The 18,152-nt window shown below is 67.8% G+C and carries 17 protein-coding genes and 1 pseudogene; 13 read left to right on the top strand and 5 right to left on the bottom strand.

Annotated features, from left to right (window positions below):
- Positions 1–133: 133 nt before the first annotated feature.
- Positions 134–933: pseudogene (locus tag HF519_RS23965) on the bottom strand (IS481 family transposase); the annotation flags it as partial.
- 244 nt (positions 934–1,177) lie between these two features.
- On the opposite strand from HF519_RS23965, the gene HF519_RS23960 reads away from it, so the two are divergent.
- The 6 genes from HF519_RS23960 (at position 1,178) to HF519_RS23935 (ending at position 6,699) form a co-directional block, all read left to right on the top strand.
- On the top strand, positions 1,178–2,221 hold the full coding sequence (locus HF519_RS23960) for an IS110 family RNA-guided transposase (RefSeq protein ID WP_169415253.1): 1,044 nt from the start codon (positions 1,178–1,180) through the stop codon (positions 2,219–2,221).
- Positions 2,222–2,477: 256 nt separating this feature from the next.
- Positions 2,478–3,251 carry an SGNH/GDSL hydrolase family protein gene (locus HF519_RS23955; protein ID WP_169415251.1) on the top strand — a complete coding sequence of 258 codons (774 nt, stop codon included), beginning with the start codon at positions 2,478–2,480 and terminating at the stop codon, positions 3,249–3,251.
- Positions 3,252–3,600: 349 nt separating this feature from the next.
- On the top strand, positions 3,601–4,389 hold the full coding sequence (locus HF519_RS23950; protein WP_169415250.1) for an SDR family NAD(P)-dependent oxidoreductase: 789 nt from the start codon (positions 3,601–3,603) through the stop codon (positions 4,387–4,389).
- Between the two features lie 7 nt (positions 4,390–4,396).
- Entirely contained in the window at positions 4,397–4,717 is a 321-nt protein-coding gene (locus HF519_RS23945) for a Dabb family protein (RefSeq protein WP_169415249.1), read from the top strand.
- 43 nt (positions 4,718–4,760) lie between these two features.
- Positions 4,761–5,624, top strand: coding sequence for an N-acyl homoserine lactonase family protein (locus HF519_RS23940; protein WP_169415248.1), 864 nt, complete (start codon positions 4,761–4,763; stop codon positions 5,622–5,624).
- A 244-nt stretch (positions 5,625–5,868) separates the two neighbouring features.
- Complete coding sequence (locus HF519_RS23935) at positions 5,869–6,699, top strand: helix-turn-helix transcriptional regulator (RefSeq protein WP_169415247.1); 831 nt, start codon at positions 5,869–5,871, stop codon at positions 6,697–6,699.
- A gap of 48 nt (positions 6,700–6,747) precedes the next feature.
- Here the strand turns inward: HF519_RS23935 and HF519_RS31745 are convergent, their stop codons facing one another.
- Positions 6,748–7,260 (bottom strand): tyrosine-type recombinase/integrase, encoded by a 513-nt coding sequence (locus HF519_RS31745; RefSeq protein WP_312860310.1) that lies wholly within the window; start codon positions 7,258–7,260, stop codon positions 6,748–6,750.
- Positions 7,261–8,474: 1,214 nt separating this feature from the next.
- Here HF519_RS31745 and HF519_RS23925 point away from each other — a divergent pair.
- From HF519_RS23925 to HF519_RS23915, 3 genes are all read left to right on the top strand, one after another.
- Positions 8,475–10,085: an ATP-dependent nuclease gene (locus HF519_RS23925; RefSeq protein WP_169415245.1), complete on the top strand. Its 1,611-nt coding sequence runs from the start codon at positions 8,475–8,477 to the stop codon at positions 10,083–10,085.
- Positions 10,072–11,115, top strand: a complete 1,044-nt coding sequence (locus tag HF519_RS23920; protein ID WP_169415244.1) for an AAA family ATPase — start codon at positions 10,072–10,074, stop codon at positions 11,113–11,115. The genes HF519_RS23925 and HF519_RS23920 overlap by 14 nt, the downstream gene beginning before the upstream one ends.
- 297 nt (positions 11,116–11,412) lie before the next feature.
- On the top strand, positions 11,413–12,093 hold the full coding sequence (locus tag HF519_RS23915) for an HD domain-containing protein (protein WP_246245033.1): 681 nt from the start codon (positions 11,413–11,415) through the stop codon (positions 12,091–12,093).
- Here the strand turns inward: HF519_RS23915 and HF519_RS23910 are convergent.
- The 3 genes from HF519_RS23910 to HF519_RS23900 form a co-directional block, all read right to left on the bottom strand.
- The gene (locus tag HF519_RS23910; RefSeq protein ID WP_169415243.1) at positions 12,081–12,563 is read right to left on the bottom strand and encodes an NUDIX hydrolase; all 483 of its coding nucleotides are present in this window, start codon (positions 12,561–12,563) and stop codon (positions 12,081–12,083) included. The two genes, HF519_RS23915 and HF519_RS23910, sit on opposite strands and share 13 nt — an antisense overlap.
- A gap of 2 nt (positions 12,564–12,565) precedes the next feature.
- A complete protein-coding gene (locus HF519_RS23905; RefSeq protein WP_169415242.1) occupies positions 12,566–13,315 on the bottom strand; it encodes a helix-turn-helix domain-containing protein in 750 nt (249 codons plus the stop codon).
- A gap of 156 nt (positions 13,316–13,471) precedes the next feature.
- Positions 13,472–13,825, bottom strand: a complete 354-nt coding sequence (locus tag HF519_RS23900) for a GntR family transcriptional regulator (protein ID WP_169415241.1) — start codon at positions 13,823–13,825, stop codon at positions 13,472–13,474.
- Positions 13,826–13,942: 117 nt separating this feature from the next.
- Here HF519_RS23900 and HF519_RS23895 point away from each other — a divergent pair, with 117 nt between their 5' ends.
- From HF519_RS23895 to HF519_RS23880, 4 genes are all read left to right on the top strand, one after another.
- Positions 13,943–14,218, top strand: coding sequence for a hypothetical protein (locus tag HF519_RS23895; protein ID WP_169415240.1), 276 nt, complete (start codon positions 13,943–13,945; stop codon positions 14,216–14,218).
- Between the two features lie 190 nt (positions 14,219–14,408).
- The gene (locus HF519_RS23890) at positions 14,409–14,738 is read left to right on the top strand and encodes a hypothetical protein (protein WP_169415239.1); all 330 of its coding nucleotides are present in this window, start codon (positions 14,409–14,411) and stop codon (positions 14,736–14,738) included.
- Positions 14,735–15,745, top strand: coding sequence for a hypothetical protein (locus tag HF519_RS30600; RefSeq protein WP_438826433.1), 1,011 nt, complete (start codon positions 14,735–14,737; stop codon positions 15,743–15,745). The genes HF519_RS23890 and HF519_RS30600 overlap by 4 nt, the downstream gene beginning before the upstream one ends.
- Positions 15,745–17,970 (top strand): ATP-binding protein, encoded by a 2,226-nt coding sequence (locus tag HF519_RS23880; RefSeq protein WP_211170491.1) that lies wholly within the window; start codon positions 15,745–15,747, stop codon positions 17,968–17,970. The genes HF519_RS30600 and HF519_RS23880 overlap by 1 nt, the downstream gene beginning before the upstream one ends.
- The last annotated feature ends 182 nt before the right edge of the window (positions 17,971–18,152 follow it).

Raw genomic sequence — 18,152 nt, 5'->3', positions numbered from 1 at the left:
TCCTATCAGGTCACGAACCGAGCTCGGCAGCTCGAACACGTCCGCCCCGGGGCCGGTCGACGCTTCGGGAAGAAGGCACCACGGCCGGTTGGTCTAGGGGTCAGGCCGGCCCCGGGACGAACGTGATCACACCCTCGCTGTTGGTCTGCGGCCGGTAGGGGCGGGTCGGTTTCGCTGTGATGCCAAGTTCGGTGCAGGCATCGCGCCAGGCGTGGGAGCGGTAGGCCGACCCGTTGTCTGACAGCACCCGCCGAACCGTGAGGTCGCGGGTGTCGAACCAGGCCACGGCGTTGCGCAGCACGGCGATAGCGGTGGCGGCGGTCTCGTCGTCGTGGATCTCGGCGTAGGCGATCCGGGAGTGGCCATCGAGCACGGTGTGCACGAAGACGGTGTGCCCGAAGCAGGTACCCATCTTCGGGTTGTGGTGGGTGTTGCGGGGCTTGCCCGGGGTCGCGGCCCGATTCTTCTCACCTCGGGCTCGTCCCACGTAGCGCCAGCCGCCGCCATCAGGGATGTTGCCCAGCTTCTTCACATCGACGTGCAGCAGGTCCCCGGGATGGAGGTGTTCGTAACGGCGCACTGGCTCCCCGGTCGCCCGGTCCACGTGGGCCAGCCGGTTGATCCGGCAGCGGACCAGGACCCGGTGCGCGGTCGAGGGGCGACTCCGACTCGATCGGCGATCTGCGCCGGACCCAGACGCTTCTTCCAGCGCAGGTGCACGATCCGGCGCACCACCGGCGCCGGCGTCGCGCGTGGTGGGTGATGCGGGCGGCTGGAGCGGTCGCCCATGCCGTGTTCGCCCTCGGCGCGGTAGCGATCGGCCCACCGCTTGGCGGTCGGCCAGGCCACCTGGAACCGGGCGGCGGCCTGGGAGATCGGGACCTGGCCGTCGACGATCAGGCGCGCCAGGCGCAATCGACCGCGTTCGGACAGCGGGGCGTTAGCGTGGACCTCAGTGTCACGCTGTCGTCGCCGCCGCTGAGGTGGTAGATCGACTTCGGCCGCGAGGTGACTCGTAGCGTGGGTGTCGCCTGTAGGGCTGGCCTTCTCGTGAATTGTCCATCGCGGCCGGAGTCGGTCCGACCGGCGTGACTTAATAGGAGAACGAGGCCACGTCCTCCCGACTGAGGTGTGTCCGCCGGCCGGACCCATATCCCCCGGTGAAGGAGACATGCACATGGTCGTGGTGGGCGTGGACCCGCACAAGCACAGCCACACCGCCGTTGCGGTGGACTCCAACGGTCACGAACTCGGCCAGATCACCGTCGGCAACACCGCCGCCGAGCTGGTCCGGCTGTTGGCATGGGTGCAGCGCTGGCCCGGGCCGAGGCGATGGGCGATCGAGGACTGTCGACACGTCGCCGGCGCCCTGCTGCGCGCCTTGATTCGAGCCGGCGAGGCGGTGGTGACAGTTCCGCCGAAGCTGATGGCACAGGCCAGAGCCTCAGCTCGCACCCGCGGCAAGTCTGATCCGATCGACGCGCTCGCGGTGGCGCGCGCCGCCCTGCGCGAGCCCGACCTGCCCGAGGCCCACCTGGACGAGCAGGCACTGCAGATCCGGCTCCTGCTCGATCACCGCGAGGACCTGGTGGCCGAGCGGACCCGGATGATCAACCGGCTGCACTGGCACCTGCACGACCTCGAGATCGCCCTTCCCCGCGGGCAGGCGCTGAACCGGATCGCCACGCTGAACCGGCTCGGCGAACAGATCGGCCAGCTTGCGGGCGGCGTGCGAGCCGAGATCGCCGCCGAGCTCATCGAGCGGCTCATCACGCTGACCCAACGAATCGGACAGCTCAAGCGGCGCATCGAGGCCCAGGTCGAGCCGCTGGCGCCGCACCTGCTGGCCGTTCCGGGCTGCGCCGGGCTGACCGCCGCGAAGATCCTCGCCGAGACCGCAGGAGTCGGGCGTTTCCGCTCCGCGGCGGCGTTCGCGATGCATACCGGGACCGCGCCGATCCCTGTCTGGACCGGCAACCGTGCCCGATTCCGTCTCAACCGCGGCGGCAACCGGCAACTCAACGCTGCTCTGCACCGCATCGCGGTCACCCAGCTCCGGATCCACCCTCCCGCCCAAGCACTCGTCCAACGACGCATCGCCACTGGCGACTCGAAGACCGAGGCCCTTCGGGTGCTACGACGCCACCTTGCCGACGTTATATATCACCGGCTCCAGGCAAGCGCAGCCAGCTCCACCCCTTGCCACGAGGACGCCGCTTGACATAGGAGATTCACGAGGACCTCCGGTGGTCGGGTGAGAGCCGTCAGACAGCTCCACACCAACCACGGGAGGTCCTCCCCGTTCAAGATCAGTCAGACCGTGTCGTCACACGACCTCGACCAACGTCTCCGGTCAGTACACCTAGATCAGGCCAGCACGCGTCGCCGACCAGCCCCCGCCCGTGATGTCCGCCCTGCCGGAGCGGCCGGGTGAAGGGGGTGCAGGACCCGCGAGCCGGTGGAAGGAGGATGTCGTCGTGCGGTATGTGGCGATCGGTGACAGCTTTACCGAGGGAGTCGGCGACGAACTCCCCGACGGATCGTCCCGAGGGTGGGCGGACCGGGTGGCAGCAGGCCTGGCGGCGACCGGCAACGACGGCGTGCGGTACGCAAACCTGGCGATCCGCGGGCGCCTGCTCGAGCCCATCGTGACCGACCAGCTCGACGCCGCGCTCTCGCTCGACCCCGCACCCACCCTCCTGACCCTCAACGGCGGCGGCAACGACATGCTGCGCCCACGCACCGACGTCGACCGGCTCGTGGCCCTCACCGCGCACGCCGTGCGCCGCTGCGCCGACGCAGGCGTCCGGCTCGTGCTGCTCAGCGGGGCCGACCCGTCGGCTCGGCTGCCCTTCGGACGGGCGGTGCGACAGCGGGGCGAGGCCCTCACCGCGAGGATCGCGGAACTGGCCGGGGCTCACGGACTCGACTTCGTCGACGTCTTCCACGACTCCGAGATCCGCCACCCCGCCTATTGGTCGCCCGACCGCCTGCACCTCAACGCCACCGGCCACCAGCGCGTCGCCGAACTGGTCCTCGATGCCCTCGGGGAGCCCACCGCTGCGCGAGCGGTGCGTCCCGACTCCCCCGAGACCCACAGGCTGCTCACCGAGCTGCGCTACTACCGCGAGCACGTCCTGCCCTGGATCGGGCGCCGGCTACGCGGACGTTCCTCCGGAGACGGCCGCACGGGCAAGTACGTCGGCTGGATACCCGTGCCACCCGGCCAGCCGTCGCGGGCGTGCACGTAGATGCAAGCGATCTCTCCCGGCCAGCCTGGTCTCCGCCCGCACCGGAGCTGCGGCGCGAGGACGGGACGGGTGCTGTGAACGGTCGGTCGCCGGCGGGCCCGACGTGGCCTGCGGCTGACGAAGCCCCGGCGGGTCCTGGTCGATGCGGTGGCCGGCGTTCGGGGTGCTCATTACGGGCAACCCGGTGGGGCCGCGATCACGTTTTCGACGTCAACATCGGCACGCGCGGGTCGCCGAGGCCCATGCCGGGGCTCGGGCTCGCCGGACCGGCCGAACGGTCCGCCGGCGCCCGTGCCTGACATGTTCATGTCATTGTCCGGCTGTGGTGCAGGGCACGATAGTTTTCTGCATGATCGCAACGCCGCGCGAGGGCAGCGGACCGCAGTACCTGGACGAGAGAGTCGCCCTGGTGACTGGTTCCAGTGCCGGGATCGGACTCGCAGTCGCACAAAAGCTTGCTGCGGACGGCGCATCGGTCGTGGTCAACTCGCGCAGCCAGGAGCGCGCGGACGCGGCCGCCGCCGCTGTAGGCGGCGACCGCGTCATCGCCCTCGCGGCGGATGTCGGCGACCCGGCCTCCGTCCAGGAGCTCGTCGACCGCACCGTGGAGTCCTTCGGCCGGCTCGACATCCTGGTGAACAACGCCGGGCAGAGCAACGCCGTACCGACGACCGAGCTGGCCGTCGAGGACTGGCAGCGCGTCCTACAGCTCAACCTGACGGGGCCGTTCCTGTGCGCTCAAGCGGCGGGCCGGGTCATGCTCGCGGCCGGCGCCGGTGTGATCATCAACATGGGGTCGATCTGGGGCCATGCGGGACTGCCGGGCCGCGTGGCCTACGCGTCGACCAAGCACGCAATCACAGGAATGACGAAGGTCCTCGCGTCCGAGTGGGGCCCCCACGGCTTACGCGTACTGTCCGTCGATCCCGGCTATACGGAGACCGAGCTTGTCTCCCAGCTCCTGGCCAGCGGCGCGGTCGATGAGAAGTCGATCCTCGCCCGGACGCCGTCGCGCCGGCTCGCCCAACCCAGCGAGATCGCCGAGATGGTGGCGTTCATGGCTTCGGACCGGGCCCGTTTCGTCAATGGGTCCAGCGTCCTCGTCGACGGTGGCTGGACCGCTTACGGAGGATGGTGACGACAACGTGATTCGCAATGTCACGCTCATCGAGTTCAAACCCGACACACCGGTGGAGCACCTGGACGCCATCACCGAGGCGATGCACAAGGTGCGATCACCGGGGCTGCGCAGCCTGACTATGGGCCGGGACCTCGGGCTGCGCGAGGGCAACCTGCAGTACGCCGTCGTAGCCGACTTCGACGACGAGCAGGGCTATCGCGCCTTCGTCGAGGACCCAGAGCACCAGCGGATCGCACGCGAGATGACGATGCCCGCCTACATCCGGTACCAGCGGGTCCAGTTCGAGATCAGCGCAACCGACTCAGTCCGCGACCTGCCGGGCTAGCGGTTCCGTCCCTCACAACGACGACTCAAAGAAGAGGCCTGTCATGCTCAAGCATCAACTGCACATTCTGCAGCTCGGGGACATCGAGCTCGAGTCGAGCTTCCTGGTGCAGTATCGCAACTGCGGGGAGAAGACCGTCGTCGCGACGAACGGGGTGCTCATCATGGGCAACCCGGAGGGGCCGATCCTGGTCGACACCGGCTACCGGAACCCCGAGATCATGCAGCGCCTCGGGATGACCGCGAAGCCCAAGGAAGGCCAGGGCATCGAGCCGCAGCTGGCGCTGTACGGGCTGACCATGGACGACATCGCGCTGATCGTGCACACACACCTGCACATCGACCACGCCGGCCGCGACGACGCGTTCCCGATGACCACCCCCGTCGTGGTCAACCGCCGCGAGCTGGAAATCGCCGCGGCCGGTGGCGCCGTCTACCCGCCCGAGGACGTCAAGCACCTCATCGACCGGTTCCACACCCCGGGTGCGCTGCGGGTGCTGGACCTGGAGCACTCCGGGCCGGTGCACATCGCGCCCGGCATCAAGTGCGAGCGGGCCGGTGGCCACACCGAAGGCTCCATGAACATCCTCGTCGAGACCGAGGACGGAACGGCGGTCATCGCCGGCGACGTCATCTACGACGTGCAGAACCAGGTCCTCGACCCGTTCCAGGAATCCCGCTACGCCGAGCCGCAGGTCACCGGCAACCGCGGCGTCTCGATGGCCGAGGAGAAGGGTGCCATCAAGCGTGCTCTGGAGTCGGGGACCTGGCTGATCCCGGGGCACGACCAGCCGGCCCGGGTCGAATGGGGCTTCGTCACCGGCCGCCTCGAGGGCGCTACGATCCCCGGCCCGTACACCTCCGTCAAGCCTGTGACGACCCCGGGCTGGTGGGGCAACGGGGTCTGACCACTACGTCCGCGGGTGTGCCCGCCCCGGGATGTCGGGGCGGACACACCGCATCGGGGGGCGCCGGTGCCCGACATCTTCCGACGGCCGAGGTGTGATCGATACGCTCGGTCGATGGACGACGAGCAACGCGGCGCTCCACAGGGTGGGTGGTTCCACGACGGCTCTCACCGGCCCACGTCCTGGGCGCGGCCGAGCCACTCACGGCCCGCAGTGCAGACGGACCGGTACCGAAGCGGCATCGATGTCCAGCAGTGACGCGATGACCCGCGCGGCGCCGTTCCTGGCGGTGCAGGGCCGTGGGCGCGGCTGGCCGACCCACCCGGCGAGCTGGCCGGGCTTGACGACGGACCGGGCACAGCGGATCGCTGAGTCGGTGGTGCACGAGACCGCCGCGGACCGCTGCGTCATCGCCCGATTCGAGTCCGGCGTGGACTCGGTGGTGGTCGCCACCGCTGGCCGGCCGCTCTGTCAGCCGGGCACCAGGCTGCCGATCGAGCTCTCGACGATGTACTCGCTCAACCGCAATGGGCAGACCTTCGTCGGTGAGCGGCTGGACCACTCGGCCGCCTTTCGCCGAGTGAGCGACCGGGCGCTGCTCGCGCTGGGCCTGCGCTCCGCGATCTCGATCCCGCTGTGGCACGACGACGGCGTGGCAGGTGCGATGTACGCCGCGGCAGCGTCGGCCCGGATCGACGCCCGTCCCCGACTGAACGTGGCCGCGCTGTGTTGCCTGCTCAGCACCGTGCCCGACACGACGCCCCCGTCGACGCTCGGGCAAATCTCACTCGAGCGGCCGTCCGAGCTGGTCCAGCGGTCGGTCATCGACGCCGCGGGGGCCGGGGCCACCGCGGCCGGCCCGGACCAGATCTCCCTCACCGACCGGGAGCACCAGATCCTGGTAGAGCTGAGCCTGGGCCTGGGCAGCAAGCAGGTCGCCTCGAAGCTGGGCATTTCGCCGCACACGGTCAGCAACCACACCCGCGCGATCTTCCGGAAGCTGTCGGTGACGTGCAGGGTGGACGCGATCCGCAAGGCCCACCGTCTGAGCATCCTCGCCTGGCCGACCGCCTGAGCAGCGGCGTTCACCGCTCGAGTCGAAGCGCAACTCAGGACAGAGGCTCTATCGCGCCCGCAAGGAGCCGGTCGGGCTGAGGCAGCGTCGAGGCGCGGCCTCCAACCAGTTCCCAGGATGCCAGTCATACACTGCCGCGAGTCGCTGAACTCGGCTGACGAGGCTGACGCCTGCCTCGACCCGGAGGACGGAAATTCTCGTAATTCGTAGCTCAGGAGCCTGCCTCGTCCGTTGATCCCGACGAACAGGACCTGGTCGACGAGGCGTCTCATCGTTCAGCTTGCCTACCGGCAGCTTGCCGAGCAGAGGCCGTACATGGTTGCGGATGTAGCCCTCGTAGGTCTTGCGTGTCGTCACGTCGACATCGAGGACCTCGAGGTACCTGTCCATCAGCTGGTCGACCGTTGCCTTCGTGCGCGGGTTGCGATGCTCGTCGACCTGGTTGAGCAGCCGGGTGCGGACCTTCTCCGCGTCCGCGGCGGCCCGTGGCCCCGGCGGGATCGTCTCGGTGAGGTAGTGCCGGCGGCCGCTGAGTCGGTCGACGCCGGCATAGACCTTCACGCGCAGTGAGCCGCTCGGCAGGGTCTCGATCTCGCCTCGACATCGCCTGGGCCGGCTCGGGGACCTGGCACGCCATGATCTTGACGGCTTCCGCATAACGTATGACCCCACGACCAGCGCAGACGCACCGTCACAGCGGGCCTGACCTGGTGCCCCCGGCAGGATTCGAACCTGCGACGCACGGTTTAGGAAAGATCGTTGCAAACGGCCCGCTCGACAGCCTCTGACCTGCTGATACTCCAGATCAGATTCTGATGCTTGCTGTCGGCGGGCACGATACGGGCACGCTGAGCGCAACCCGTCGCGAGGACGCCCCCGCCCGGGTGAGAGGCGGGGAGTGACACGTCACTGCGGTGTCACGCCGGCTGCCACTGCCATTTTCCCAGCTCAGGGGCATCGGAGTTACGAAGTGACAACGACGTCCTCGCGCTAAAGATCGCGGCCGAGACAGGCTGCACCCGCTCCGGAGGGCGGGCCTACTCCGGCCGGTAGCGCGGCTCTGACCTGCGGCTATGCGTCGCTCCCCGACGGCCCGAGTGACCATCTGGGCACGTATTGGGCACAACTCGCAGGGGAAACCCCAGAGCCTGCAGTCATCGCCAAGCCCCCGCCCCGCGTCCAGCCGAGTGACAGTCACTCGGCTGTCACTCGCACTGTCACAGGCGTAACCGCAGTTCAGAGCCACATGAGTATGAGAGTGACAGATAGATTTCAGAGAGACGCTAGTCCGGGCGGAGCGGCGATGAGGTGAACGCCAGCGTCCTGCGCCTTGTAGGTGAGCTGGCGGCGCAAGCCTGTGCAGCTCGCGTCGGCGATGCGCCGGCCATAGGGCGAGGGCTGCTGCCGATCATCCGGCCGCACTCAGGCCCTCGATCACGATCGTGTCGAGGTCTCGGACCAGACGGTTGGGCAGCCCGTCGCGGCGCTGGCTGGCCACCCCGACGTACAGGCGAGTGACGCGGTCGGCGGTCGTCTGCGACTGTCGCTACAGGCAGTACTTGCCGAACAACTGCTTGTAACGTGCGAGTGCCCGGCCGCGACATGGAGTTTGACCTAGATCCAGATCACTGCGCGCGGAGGACCCATCGCTCGACGGAAAGAGGGGAAACAGCCTCTGACGCGGTTGCAGGGCCGCGGCAAATATGCCTGCTACTAGATTTAGTAGACCGAATTCGAGCTACAGCCACTGTAGGCACATGGACTGAGGGGCGGATTTGATTAAGCGTATCATTATCCAGAACTATCGCATGTATGAGAAGTTCGATCTCGAACTCACCTCTGGCGTCAATATTATCGTGGGCGACAACGATTGTGGCAAGTCGACGCTGCTGGAGGCCGTCTCCTTAGCGCTCACCGGCCGACTCCACGGCAGACTTCTTGCCCAGGAGTTGTCTCCGTACCTCTTCAACGAGCGTGCAACCCGTGCCTACATTGAAGCGTTGCAGGCTGGTATGGCGCCACAGCCGCCCGAAATTATCATCGACTTGTTCCTTGACGACGCGAAGGTGCCTGCAGCGCTCAGGGGTACAAACAATCTCCTGGCCGAAGATCGGCCAGGAGTGCGGATTAGAGTTGCCCCTAACCCTGATTTCAGCCTCGAATACGCCGACTTTATCAAGGAGCCCGCAAAAGTCAATCTGATCCCAACTGAGTATTATACTGTTGATTGGCTCGGATTTTCGGGTAATGGCATCACCTTCCGCAGCATCCCAGCGACCGCGTCGCTGATTGATGCCACGTCGATTCGATTACAGAGCGGAGCCGATTACTATCTCCAAGGGATAATCAATGAGAGCCTTGAAGTGCGCGAGCGGGTCGAGCTGTCCCGTGCGTACCGCAGCCTGCGCGAGCAGTTTTCAGCGAACCCGTCCGTCGAACTGATTAACGCTAATCTCGGCGGCAATCAGGGTGATATTACCGATCGTGAATTCACACTCTCGATCGATCTATCACAGAAGTCGACCTGGGAGAGCAGTCTCGTCCCCCACCTCGACAACCTTCCATTTGCCTACATCGGCAAGGGCGAGCAAAACTGCCTGAAGATCCTGCTGGCTCTGAAGAAAAAGGTTACAGACGCGCATATCCTCCTCATTGAGGAGCCAGAGAACCACCTGTCGTACTCGAGGATGAACCGCCTCGTCCGGAAGATCATCGAGCAGTGTGGCGACAAGCAGGTACTTGTTGCGACGCACAGCTCGTACGTCCTCAATAAGCTTGGTCTCGACAATCTAGTCTTGGTATCGGCTGTGCGCGGCATACGTATCGCAGATCTGCCGGCTAGCACCGTTGACTACTTCCAGAAGCTGTCCGGTTACGACACGTTACGCGTAATCTTGTCGAAGGCTACGCTCCTCGTTGAAGGACCATCCGACGAACTGGTTGTTCAACGCGCTTACGCCGATCGGCACGACTGCCTTCCGATCGAGCACGGCATCGATGTCATCAATGTGCGAGGCCTGGCAGCCAAGCGCTTTCTGGATATTGCGAGGCTGCTAGAGCTCCGCGTCGCCGTAGTAACGGATAATGACGGTAAGGAACCTGACAAGGCCAGGGAGCGATTCAAGGAGTACACCACGAGCGCGGGAATTACGGTCCACGTGGGTGAGGACCCGGCCTACCCTAGCCTGGAGCAGCAGATCGGGGCAGCCAACGACTTGAATACCCTGAATAGCATCCTCAAGAAGAGCTACTCGTCCAAAGACGAGCTCGTCGAGTACATGGCTAATCCCGATAACAAGACCACATGCGCGCTCGCCATCTTCGAGTCCAAAACGCCGATAACTATGCCGAAGTACATCAACGAGGCCATCGATGCCGTCCAGTAACAGCAATCTCGCGATCATAGCTGCGGCCGGCTCGCGGAAGACGCAGTACATCGTCGAGCAGGCTGTAGGGGATCCAACACGTCGGGTCCTCGTAACCACCTATACCAACGAGAATCTCGGTCAGATTCGCAGGAGAATAGCAGCGGCGGCAGGCACGGGGCTCGTGCCCGGCAACATCACTGTAATGGGCTGGTTCTCGTTTCTCATGAACCAATGCGCTCGTCCATATCAACGCACCTTACTGGATCAGCCCAACCTCATCCGCTCCTTAAACTTCAAAGGAGAACGAAACAAGTTCATTCCGCGGACTAAGGCTCGACAGTACTTTCTTGACTCCGAATTCAACATGTATCGGGACGGCGTTGCTCATTTCGCGTGTGAAGTGGAACGGCTGACAGGCGGGCTAGTAACGCGCCGCCTCGGCGAAATGTTTGAGAGCGTCTATATTGATGAGGTGCAGGACCTCGTGGGCTGGGATCTAAACTTCCTTGACCACCTCTTCGACGCCTCGCTCAGCGTCACGATTGTTGGCGATCCACGCCAGCATACGTTTTCGACGAACAACTCAGGTAAGAATAAGAAGTACCAGGGAGCTGGTTTCTTGGATTGGCTCACGGAACGCAAGTCCAAGTGCGACCTCGAACCGCGCAACGAGAGCTATCGGTGCAATCAGGCAATTTGCGACTTCGCCGATGGACTGTATCCGGACTTACCGGCCACCACATCCTGCAGCCTTGACGTGACTGGCCATGATGGCATCTTCGAGGTTCGACGTGGCGACGTTCAGGAGTACGTGGAACGGTACAAACCTATGGTGCTGCGTAACAATAAGGCCGTCGACACATTAGGTCTAGCGGCCATCAACTTTGGCGCAGCCAAGGGATCCACGTACGATCGAGTGCTGATCTTTCCGACTAAGCCCATGCTGAAGTACCTGAAGACCAGGAACCCGGTTGATGCCGGGTCAAAGGACCGCTTATATGTTGCGCTCACCAGAGCGCGCTTTAGCGTTGCTTTTGTCGTCCCCTGATTGCGTAAATGGATTGATGCGGCTGGCTTGCTGCCTCGGGTGCGACGGAGTGACGTGCCCTCGCCAGAGGGTGCGCCGAGACAGCGCTTTGATGCGGGAGAGCGGCTCGACAGTGATGCGTCGCTGTCAGGCGGAGTGACTGTCGCATGGCTGTCACTGGTCTTGTCGCCACAGACCGTGCAGGTCATTGCATGCCGGGCGACAGAGTGACGGAAGTAGGGCTGCGGCCGAGGAGCAATAGCCGCTCAGGCTGCTGGTCGCGCGTCATCCGGCGGTCGTGTGCGCCGGACTTAATGGATGAGCACCGCGAGGGCGGATGCTGTATGCGACGGCGAGGGCGGCATCGAGTCTGTAGCGTCGGACGTCGTGGAGACACCTGGGATGAGAGACCCCTTGCAGGCGGCGGAAGGATCCTCGCCGATCCCCCCTGACCTCGTCCCCAAGGCGCGCCGGCTCGCTGAGCGGCTGGTGTCACCGCTGGGGCGGCGCTGGTCACACGTGCAGGCAGTCGCAGCGCGCGCCGATGAGCTGCGCGACGCCGTCGCCGCTGGCGATGGTGACCATCTCGTCGCAGCGGCGTGGCTACACGACGTCGGCTACTCGCCGGAGATCAGCCACACGCGGTTCCACCCGCTCGACGGAGCCCGCTTCCTCCGTAAGCAAGGCTGGCCGGCGCTCATCGTCGACCTGGTGGCGCACCACTCGGGGGCCCGGTATGAGGCCGAGCAGCGGGGGCTTGGCGCGGAGCTGGCGGAGTTTCCGTTTCCCGATGGGCCGTTGCTGGACGCGTTGGTGACCGCGGACCTGACGACAGGGCCCTCAGGGGAGCGCCTGACCTACGACGAGCGGATCTCGGAGATCCTCGACCGCTACGCGGCCGACGATCCGGTGTACAAGACGTGGCTGACTGCGGGGCCGATCCTTGCGCACTCGGTCCGACGGACCGTGGAACGATTGGCCGGAGGTCAGCCTAGGTAGGGCTCGGTCCGAGCGTCATCGAGCGCATGGTCGATCCGGAGCCGCATGGACGGATGGATGTTCAGCGAGTCGATTTCCTGAGGCTCGACCCATGACGCCGCCTTGGTCTCGGTTCCGTCCGGGCGAGGTGCTTCCGGGCTATCGGCGACTACGGCCCGGAAGCACAGCGAGAACTGCTGTCGCACCTCGCCGTCGTCGTACTGCATTACGTGGCGGGGATCGGTGTAGGTCCCGACGAGTCCGGTGATGCGCACCTGGACCCCGGTTTCCTCGCGGACCTCCCGGACGGCGGTGTCGACGATGCTCTCGCCGGGGTCGTGTCCGCCGCCAGGTAGGGCCCAGAATCCGTTGTCCACTTTGTGAATCAGGAGGAGCCGGCCGCGGTCGTCGCGGACGGCGACTGTCACGGAGGGGACGACGCTGTTGACCGCCGGCGCGGCTGGGTCGTCGAAGTAGTCGATTCGCCCCATGCTTAGTCCTCCATGGTTTCCGGCACGGCAACGTCCCACACTCGTTCGAATGAGCGCATGTAGTGATCCCACATGCTGCCTTCGGGAACCCGCTGAATGTGGATGACCGGGTTCTGTCCGGCGAGGGATCCGAAAGCGTGACCGTTGATCAGTGCCTGATCGTCGAATCGGTAGATCGAGTTGTAGAGGATCGTCCCGTGGGTGCGGACCTCGACGTCCGGCAGGTGGGCGACCTCGTGGAGGTACCGCCGCATCATCTGGATGCGGCCCTCCAGGCCGCCGGTTGTGCCCTCTTCCTCGGCGCGCTGCACGACGGCCGGTGACGTGTGGTCGCCGACCGCGAGCCGGAACCGGACGCCCTGTGCGGACTTGGCCCGGATCACGGGAAGCAGGTTGTATTGCTCGACGAGGAACTGTCCGGAGAAGACAAGGACGTCGACCGCCTCTGCCGCGCCCTGGATCAGCTCGGTCCACAGACTGAACGGGACGGCGGACCGCGTCGGGTAGAGGTGGACCAGCTCGGCGACGGCAGGGGAGCCGGTGGCCGGCGCCCTGCCGTTGCTCGGCCAGAGATGGGATTCTCCGACTCGGAGGAGCTGGGCCACGCGCAGGCGGGTGGCGCGGTGCGGGCGCCGGCCGTCGCTGTAGACCCAGCGCGCGACGGTCTTGGGGTCGACGGCCACGCGCGCCGAGACGTCCTCGATGGTCAGCCCGGCGGCCTCGATCGCGGCGCGTAGTCGATCGTTTGGCACGGGACCATCATCCACATCTCGGTACGTTTCGGGGACGTTTTGTGGGGATCAAGTCGGTCCGGGACGTCCGGAAGCGGCCCGCGAAGTGCGGTGCAAGCGTCCTCGGATCCGCGGTCCTATGTACCCATGACCTCGAACGGACGCCCTGGCGAGCGATCACCGACCGCCGTTCTCCGCCTCGATCGCGGAGACGCGGCCGCGGAGTTCGGCGACCTCCCGGCGCAGTTCCTCGACGGCCGCCACGAGATCGCCACCGCCCGCCCCCGGCCCGGTGGTCGGCACCGAGCGGACGAAGGTTCCGCGTCCGCTCGCGGACTCCAGGACGCCCTCGTACTGGAGTTCCTTCACCGCCGCGTGGACGGTCAGCTCGGCCACGGAGTACTCAGCGGCGAGGCTGCGCAGCGACGGGATCTTCTCGCCGACGGCGTACTCGCCGGCGCTGATTCGACGGACAATGTCCGCCTTGACCTGGGCGCTCAGCGGGACCGGGCTGTTCTGATCGATCGCCACCGCGCCAGGCTACCGGCCGCTTAGGCCACCCCACAGCACCACAAACGGACCCCTTGACAGACCGAGCACCGCATAGCACCTTAATGTGCCATGTGGCACTATAGAACGGATGGCGCCGTGAAGGTTCACCACCTCGACCACACACAGCTTGCCGCCCTCGACCACCTCGACCCGGTCGTCGAGTCCTGGTCTCCGGACGGGCTGACGCTCGACGCGATCGAACAGCTCGAGTACGACGTGGACGCCGAGCTGGACCGCGAGGGCACCGCGCACCCCACGTCCTGGCTGCTGATGAGCGAGGCAGAGCGCGCGGGAATCCGGCCGGGCCGGCGACCCCTGCGCGCGGTTGCGGCGCAGGCCGCGACGTCGGCGCCGAGCGAGGACGCCGCCTGATGGCGAGGTCGGCGCCGCGCTGCCGGCGAGGCACCACCAACGAGGTCCAGCCCGGCGACGGGTTCTTGGCGGAAGCAGCCGCCGGGCTGGGTTTCCCCAACCACCAGCAGGTGAACGGAGAGACAGCGATGGTAGAGCCGAACACGGCCCCGGCGACGGGCGCGCCGGCGGGCCGGGCCGGGGGTGCCCGGTGAGTACGCAGCAGATGACGGTGGCCCTGGTCGTGCTGGCCGGGCTGGGCCTGATCAGCGTGTGGACCTCCGGGGCACGGGCGGGCCGCAAGGCCGAACGCGTGGTGCACACCGCGGCCCGCCGATCGAGCACGGCGGGCCGGGGGTTGCTGGTCGCAGCGCTGATCGTCGGGGTGCAGTGGGCCGTGATCGCGTTCGCCCCACCGGCATCGGTGATCGCAGTGGTGCTGGGAGTGCCGGCGCTGTTCGCCGGCGGCGCAGTGGCGCGGCTGTTCACCGTCCCCGAGGTCGCGCCGCGCTCGCTCGGCCGAGGAGGTGTGCATCGATGACCACCCCCGACACGATCCCGGCGCTGTTCACGAACGACGCCGCGACGGGCCGCCCGGCGGGTAAGGTCGCCCGGCTCGCGGCCGAGGCCCGCGACGCCGCCCGGGTCCGCGCGCTGACCACCGACCCGGACGTGATCGCCCTGCGGGTGGAGAAGGTCCGCGCTCAGGTCGACGCGCTGTTGTGGGCGGGCATCGTGCTCGGTCTGGCCTTCACCATGGTCAACGTCCAGACCTTCGCCGCGGCCGGGTCGCCGACCTGGTCGGCGGGCTGGTGGGTGGCCTGGCTGCTCGACCCGATGGTGTCGCTGGTGCTGCTGGCGGTGCTGCGCGCGGAGCAGGTCACTGCCCGCTATCAGGTGGCGTTGCCGGCGTGGGGGCGACGGACGAAGTGGCTGACCTTCGCCGCCACCTACGTGATGAACACCTGGACCTCCTGGGGGCTGGGGCACGCGCCGTTCTCGGCGTCCGGGGTGGTCCTGCACTCGGTGCCGCCGCTGGTCGTGTTCGCCACCGCCGAGACCGGCCCGGGGCTGCGGGATCGGCTCACCGAGGCTGTGCACCGCGCCCTGACGGAGCACACCTCACCAGCGTCGGCAGGCGCGACCAGTGCGCCGGTTCACGAGCCGGTTACCGCGGTCCTGCCAGGCGCCGACGAGCGGCCCAACCTGGGCGCGGTTCGTGAACCGGCTCCAGCGCCGGTTCACGAACCGGCACGCGAACGCCCGCAGGCCCGCCGGTCGCGGGCGCGGCGGAAGCCGACCCCGCGGCGGCTGCTCGGCGACTACCTCGCGCAGGCGCGGGCCGAGCTTGACCGTGTCCGCTCGGCCGGTGCGGTGGTGGACCCGACGCCGGGGTGGTGCCGGCAGGTGACGGGCTGCTCGGCCGGCACCTCGGTCAAGCTCGCCGCCGCGCTGCGCGCCGACACCTCGACGGTGCCGGGCGAGCTGGTCTCGATCGACGCATCCCCGTCCGTGTCCGTGTCTGGTGATCGGCAGGAGGCCGCCTGATGAGCACCTCGACCTTCCTCGCAACCCCGGATCCCGACCGCGACCCGCACGACAACGTGGTCCACCTGCACCCCGCCGGCGCCGGTACTACTGAGGCAGCCGGCACCGAGGTGACGCCGCTGGTCCTGGACGGCGAGCTGATCAGCGACCCCGTGGCCGGGCCGACCACGGGCGCTGGCCGGCCGGGGGCGGCGCTCGTCCGCCGGGCTGGCGCGGTGGCCCGCCGCCAGACCGTGCACGTGATCACCACACTGCGTAAATCGGAGCGCCCGGCGGAGGGCGCCCGGCTGGCCGCCCGCACCGGGGTGACGGTGGCGCAGGGGTTCGAGTCCTGGGCGCGCCGCGGGTGGGACGCAACCACGATGGGCGTCTACCGGCGGCAGATCCGGGCCGCCGAGGCGGTCGGCGATCAGGTGCGGTTGGCGGAGTGGTTGGAGCGCAAGGAGGCCGCCGCCGCCCGCCGGCACGCCTGGGTCATGGACCTGCCCGCGATGGTCGCGGCCGCGGTCCGCGTTGGGCTGGGTGTGGCGGCCGGGTTGGCGGTGCTGATCCTGGCGATCGCCGGGGCAGTGCAGCTGTCCGGCGCGGGGGAGTTCACGAACGTCATCACCGGAGTCTTGGATGTGATCCGGTGGTCGTTCGCCGCCGTAGCCGTGGCGTGGACCCCGTTTGTCATGGTGCTCCCGGTGCTGATCCTGCTCGGGGCCTGGCGCGAGGGGCGCCGGCGCGGCACCGCGCCGGCCTGGCTGGCCACCGCGGCCGACGCGGAGTCGGACGCGACGATCGATGAGACCACCATCGCCCGCGCGTTGTCGGCGCTGCGGATCACTCAGATCACCGTGTATCTGAAGGAGGGGATGCCGCTGCAGTTCCTCACCCCGGCCCGGGTAGACGGCCGCGGGACGCACGCGGTGATCCGGCTGCCCGCCGGGGTGACCGCGGAGCGGATCGCGCGCCGGCGCGCGGACCTGGCCACCGGGCTGCACCGCCTGGCCAAGGAGGTGTGGCCGACCACCGGCGCCGAGGCCGGGATCCTGGACCTGTGGATGGCCGACAAGGGCGCGCTGGCCGAGGGCGCCGGCCCCTACCCGCTGCTGGACGACGGGGCGGTGGACGTGTTCAAGGGCGTCCCGTTCGGCCGCACGCTGCGCGGCACCCCGCTGACCGCGCCGCTGATGGAACGCAACACCCTCACCGGCGGCATGCCCGGCCAGGGCAAGTCCTCCGCCGCCCGGGTGCTCATGGCCGGGGCCGCGCTGGACCCGACCGCGGAGCTGCGGATCTGGGTGCCGGACGCCAACTTCGACTTCGAGGCCTTCCGGCCCCGGTGCTCCCGGTACGTGATGGGCGCCGAGGACGAGCGCATCGCCGAAATCTGCGAGCACCTCCGCGAGCTGCACGCCGAGGTGCAGACCCGCGGAGAGTTGCTGGTCCGCTACGAGATCCCCGCCGTCACCCGGGAGTACGCGTCCAAGGGCGTGGGCCTGCATCCGCTGTTCGGGCTGCTGGAAGAGGCCCACGTCGCCATCCAGCACCCCACCTACGGCGCCGAGATCGCGAAACTGCTGGTGGACATCGTCCGGCTGGGCCGCAAGCGCGGCATCCACCTGATCGTCTCCACCCAGGCCCCGACCAAGGACTCGATGCCCCGCGACGTCACCCGCAACTGCTCGAACGGGATCGCGTTCGCCGTCGGGGACCACGTCGCCAACGACGCGCTACTCGGGCAGGGCGCCTACACCGCCGGGCACCGGGCCACCGAGCTGATCCCGGGCACCGACCGCGGCACCGCGGTGGTCAAGGGCTTCAGCGGGCAACGCTCCGAGATCGTGCAGGTCTACTTCCTGGGCGTGGACAAGGAGCGCGACCAGGTCACCCCGATCATCACCCGGGCCCTGGACGCCATCGCCCGCGCTGGCCAGCCCCTGCCGGGCTCGGACACCGACGCGCCGACGGTCGAGACCGAGCGGGACCTGTTGGAGGACCTGGACGCGGTGCTCGGCGACCAGCCGGTGCCGGTGGCCGATGTGCCGGCGTTGCTGGCCGCCTACGCGCCGGGCTGGGCGCCGTACCGGGCGCTGACCGGGAAGGCGCTGCGGGCCCGGCTGGCCGCCGAGTTCGGGGTCAAGGTGCCCTCTACCGGGAACCGCTGGCCCCTCGATCCGGTCACCGTGCGTGACGCGCTGGCCCGGCGGGCCACCGCCGACCTCGACGACGACGCCTAGCCGCCGCGGTGGGGGAGTGAGGTCGGCGCCGGCGGGCCGAACGGCCCCGAATCCGGCCGGATCCAGGCCCGACACGGCCCGACCTCACTCGGCTCACTCCCTCACTTTCCGCAGCTCAGCAGGTCAACGCCCGACCGGCCGGGGCGAGTGAAAAACCTAACCCGCTCCCGGCCGGCTAACCC

Origin of the sequence: Pseudonocardia bannensis (genome assembly GCF_012911875.1) — a bacterium.
GTDB classification, from domain to species: domain Bacteria; phylum Actinomycetota; class Actinomycetes; order Mycobacteriales; family Pseudonocardiaceae; genus Pseudonocardia; species Pseudonocardia bannensis.
The sequence above is the reverse complement of the archived record's forward strand: the minus strand, read 5'-3'. Positions and strand labels throughout refer to the sequence as shown.